Here is a 3,252-nt window from a genome sequence, read left to right as displayed (position 1 = left end):
GGCCAAGTTATAGACGCGCTTTTCATGCATCCGTACCAAAGCATCGAAGGCGCGGCGATCGCCCTCTTTGCTGCGCTCAATCAGTCGTTGTTCATCAGCGTCGGTCATCCTCTTCTCCGGCGCAAGGGTCTCATAAAGTTAAGGCTTCTTGCAGAGCGCGTGTCTCCTCGTCCGAAAGAGGATGGCTCGCACGCCCGTTCTGCACACGTTTGGCGTAGACGCGCACCTCCGCACGGCTATACACGCTCGTCAGCACATAACCGTTATTGTGCCCGTCGAGCACAGCCAGTGAAAAGCTTTGCTCGCCGCCGACGTTCTCAAAGGCATTATAGCGTACAAGGCCGTGCTTTTGAAAGCAGGTCGGCATCTGAGCCTGCAGCACCCCCACCGCCTGCTCCACCGCCTCGATACGCTGTTCTACGCGCTCGATCTCGCAAGCTTGGTGGGCCAACATCTGCTCTAAACTGGCTCCATCGGGCCCGCGCAGAAACGCCTTCAGTCTCTTATCCATACGTCGTACGGTGAGAAATGTAACTACAAAGCCCACCGCAAGCAGCGAAAAACCGATGAGGAAAGTGGGCATCAGCCACGACGCCACGTTAGGTTGCATCAATGCGTGAAACACGTGTCTCCTTTCGCTCCTCCTTTTCTAAAGTTAATGGTGTCGGGGGGGAGAACTCAAGACCTCCAGAGAGGCCAAGCAAGGGTATACTCTACAAGAGCTTTCGAGGAACTTCCATGTCGCCTTCCACACGCAGACAAGTCGTTTTTGTTGCCGTATTTCTTGTTATTGTACTTCTTTTTATGCTGACTTTCCGCCTGAGCATCGTAGACGGCGATTCGATGCTGCCCACCTACCATAACGGGCAGATCGTGCTCGTTTGGCGTCGCGGCCCTTTTTGCCCACAACTTCGCCGCAACGAAGTTGTGCTTGTGCGCCAGGCACGGGATGTCATTATCAAGCGCATTTTCCGTCTGCCCGGTGAGCCTTTAGGGCACTCCTTTCCAGACCTTCAAGACCTCGCCTTTCGCAATGGCCTTGCCGACTACTACGAACAACACATCGTCCAAACCCCGCACGGGCCTCGGGTAGAGCTAACGGTGCCTAAAGGCTATATTGTGGTGCTTGGCGACAATCTTGCCGTCTCGGAAGACAGCCGTGTTTTCGGCCCCGTCCCAGAAAAAGATGTGCTTGGAGTGGTGGTCAACAGCCCTCCGCCACCCTACACCTCCACACGACCTTAACGACCGAACAGGATTTAGCATTCTAGCACGTTCCATTCGCCTACAGCAAGAGGAGGAAAGCTATTTATGATTGCTGGCTATTATGCCGTAGACTACCAGGTGCACTCGTTCCGTTCTCACGATGGCCGCGCCTCAATTGCCGAACATTGCGAGCGCGCGGTGGCGCTGGGCCTAGAGGAGATAGGTTTTTCGGAACATAAGGATTTCGACCCCTGCGACCCTGTGGTGGACTACTTCCACTACGATGCCTATCTTAGAGAGGTAGAGGCCGCACGCCAAGTATGGGGCGACCGGCTCCGCATTCGTGCAGGAGTGGAGATAGACTATCAGAAACGCTTTGAAGAGGCGATAGCGGCCTTTCTCGAAACCTATGCGTTTGACTTTGTGTTGGGCAGCGTCCATTATGTGGATGGGGTCATGATCATGACTCCAGAATACAACCGAGGGCGAACGCAGCAGCAGGCCTATTCCGACTACTTTGTCGCCGTAATCGATTCGGTGCGTAGTGGGCTGTTCGATGCGGTGGCCCATTTGGAGTACGCAAACCGGCGTGGCTTAGCGGCCTGGGGGCCTTACGACCCGGCAGCCTATAGCGACCTCCTGGAAGCTCTCTTCGAGGAGATGATCGCCCGCGGTGTCGCCTTGGAGCTTAACACCGCCGGTCTGCATCAAGGGCTGGGCATAACCTATCCTCTTGAGGCCACGGTCGCTCTCTATGCGCGGAAGGGGGGGCGGCATATCTCGATAGGCTCCGACGCCCACCATCCCGATCAGCTTGCCTATGCCTATCCTCGAGCTGTAGAGATGGCGTTGCAACTGGGCTTCACCCAGGTCTGCACATGGCATAGGCGACACAGGATACCTCGTAGGCTTTCTATAGACAGCTGAGTCTCAGCTCAGTTCTTTAAGCAAGCCTTCGGTTTCCTGTTGTAGCTTTTGAGCAAGCTCTGTTAAACTCGCCACAAAACTGCCGGGTTGTTTATCTTCTGCGGTCAGGGCGGTTCGGATAGCTGTATCACAGTGCTGTTCTTTCTTTAGATCATTACGTATGGCATCAAATCCATCTTTTTTAACCAGCAGTAGCAGAGCTGTTTCCAGACAAATTATTCTACCGACGTGTCGCTGATAAACCTCCTGGTCAAAAAAGTGATTTTTAAGGGCACATAATGCTCGTTTATCACCGGTAAGTAGCAAAAAATCTTGTTGCCCTTTAGTAGCAGCAAAAAGTATGGCTTCCCCTGAATCGATGGCCGGCACTTTCACCAACTCTGCTAATTCATCATGGTCAACCGCGTCTACTATCTGCTTGCATTTCTTTACGTACTTCGACGCTCTCTTCCAAATCTCTACCCGAAAGACCTGCTTGGTTTTCTCACCATGAGAACACTTCGATAAAGTCTCTGGGCCAAAATATACATTATCCAAAGGAATGTCTAGAGCTTGCAAAATCCTTTCAAACAGGTTAAAAGCCACAAGCTTTAAAAATATATCGGTGTCTATATAACAGCGCACACCTATTTTTCCGCAGCAGTAATTCGCATTAGATAATCTGCAATGTCAGAAAAACCATCATCTGACGGAATGTGGCGGCGAATTTGATCTACAATAAGTTTAGGAGGATCGGAGGTGGACGGCTCTTGCAATTTTTCAATCCTTTTCAAGGCACTTTGTACCAACTTCCAATTGCTCTTTCGATAACCATATTCTAGGACAAGCAAGCCGGGGTCAACTTTAGCGACAGCGCCGATTTTCAAGGCTTCGGTGGTAAGCTGCTTCACGGAAGGAAGCTCTTCAGCAAATTGTAATTCCTGCGAATCGGTGAGGAATTCGAGTGCAAAGTTGTTAGCCATCTCCTCCTCAGAATCATCAGAACCGGTTTTGACTTCATTGTCTACACGAATAGCAGTTCGTTGTAGATGCCCGAGGCTCAGATGAGCTAGCTCATGGGCAAGATGAAATAAAAGCCAAGCCGGGCCTTTTCGCTGACATAACACAATAACAGGCCGC

At 51.7% G+C, this 3,252-nt stretch carries 5 protein-coding genes; 2 read left to right on the top strand and 3 right to left on the bottom strand.

The genetic code is table 11. The annotated features are described in order from the left end of the window. Positions 1–130 precede the first annotated feature (130 nt). Entirely contained in the window at positions 131–625 is a 495-nt protein-coding gene (locus tag VKV29_RS05565; protein WP_324200315.1) for a DUF4446 family protein, read from the bottom strand. A 113-nt stretch (positions 626–738) separates the two neighbouring features. Between VKV29_RS05565 and lepB the strand changes: the two genes are divergently transcribed. Further along, the gene (lepB, locus tag VKV29_RS05560; RefSeq protein ID WP_324200314.1) at positions 739–1,245 is read left to right on the top strand and encodes a signal peptidase I; all 507 of its coding nucleotides are present in this window, start codon (positions 739–741) and stop codon (positions 1,243–1,245) included. A gap of 66 nt (positions 1,246–1,311) precedes the next feature. Continuing rightward, a complete protein-coding gene (locus tag VKV29_RS05555) occupies positions 1,312–2,133 on the top strand; it encodes a histidinol-phosphatase HisJ family protein (RefSeq protein WP_324200313.1) in 822 nt (273 codons plus the stop codon). 3 nt (positions 2,134–2,136) lie between these two features. On the opposite strand, the gene VKV29_RS05550 is transcribed toward VKV29_RS05555, so the two are convergent. Together VKV29_RS05550 and VKV29_RS05545 are read right to left on the bottom strand one after the other, a co-directional pair. Continuing rightward, a complete protein-coding gene (locus VKV29_RS05550; RefSeq protein WP_324200312.1) occupies positions 2,137–2,757 on the bottom strand; it encodes a hypothetical protein in 621 nt (206 codons plus the stop codon). 2 nt (positions 2,758–2,759) lie between these two features. After that, a partial coding sequence (locus tag VKV29_RS05545) for an ImmA/IrrE family metallo-endopeptidase (protein WP_324200311.1) occupies positions 2,760–3,252 on the bottom strand: 493 nt, incomplete at its 5' end.

The sequence above is a fragment of the Chthonomonas sp. genome (genome assembly GCF_035294165.1).
Classification (GTDB): domain Bacteria; phylum Armatimonadota; class Chthonomonadetes; order Chthonomonadales; family Chthonomonadaceae; genus Chthonomonas.
This window is presented reverse-complemented; position numbering and strand designations above follow the sequence as displayed.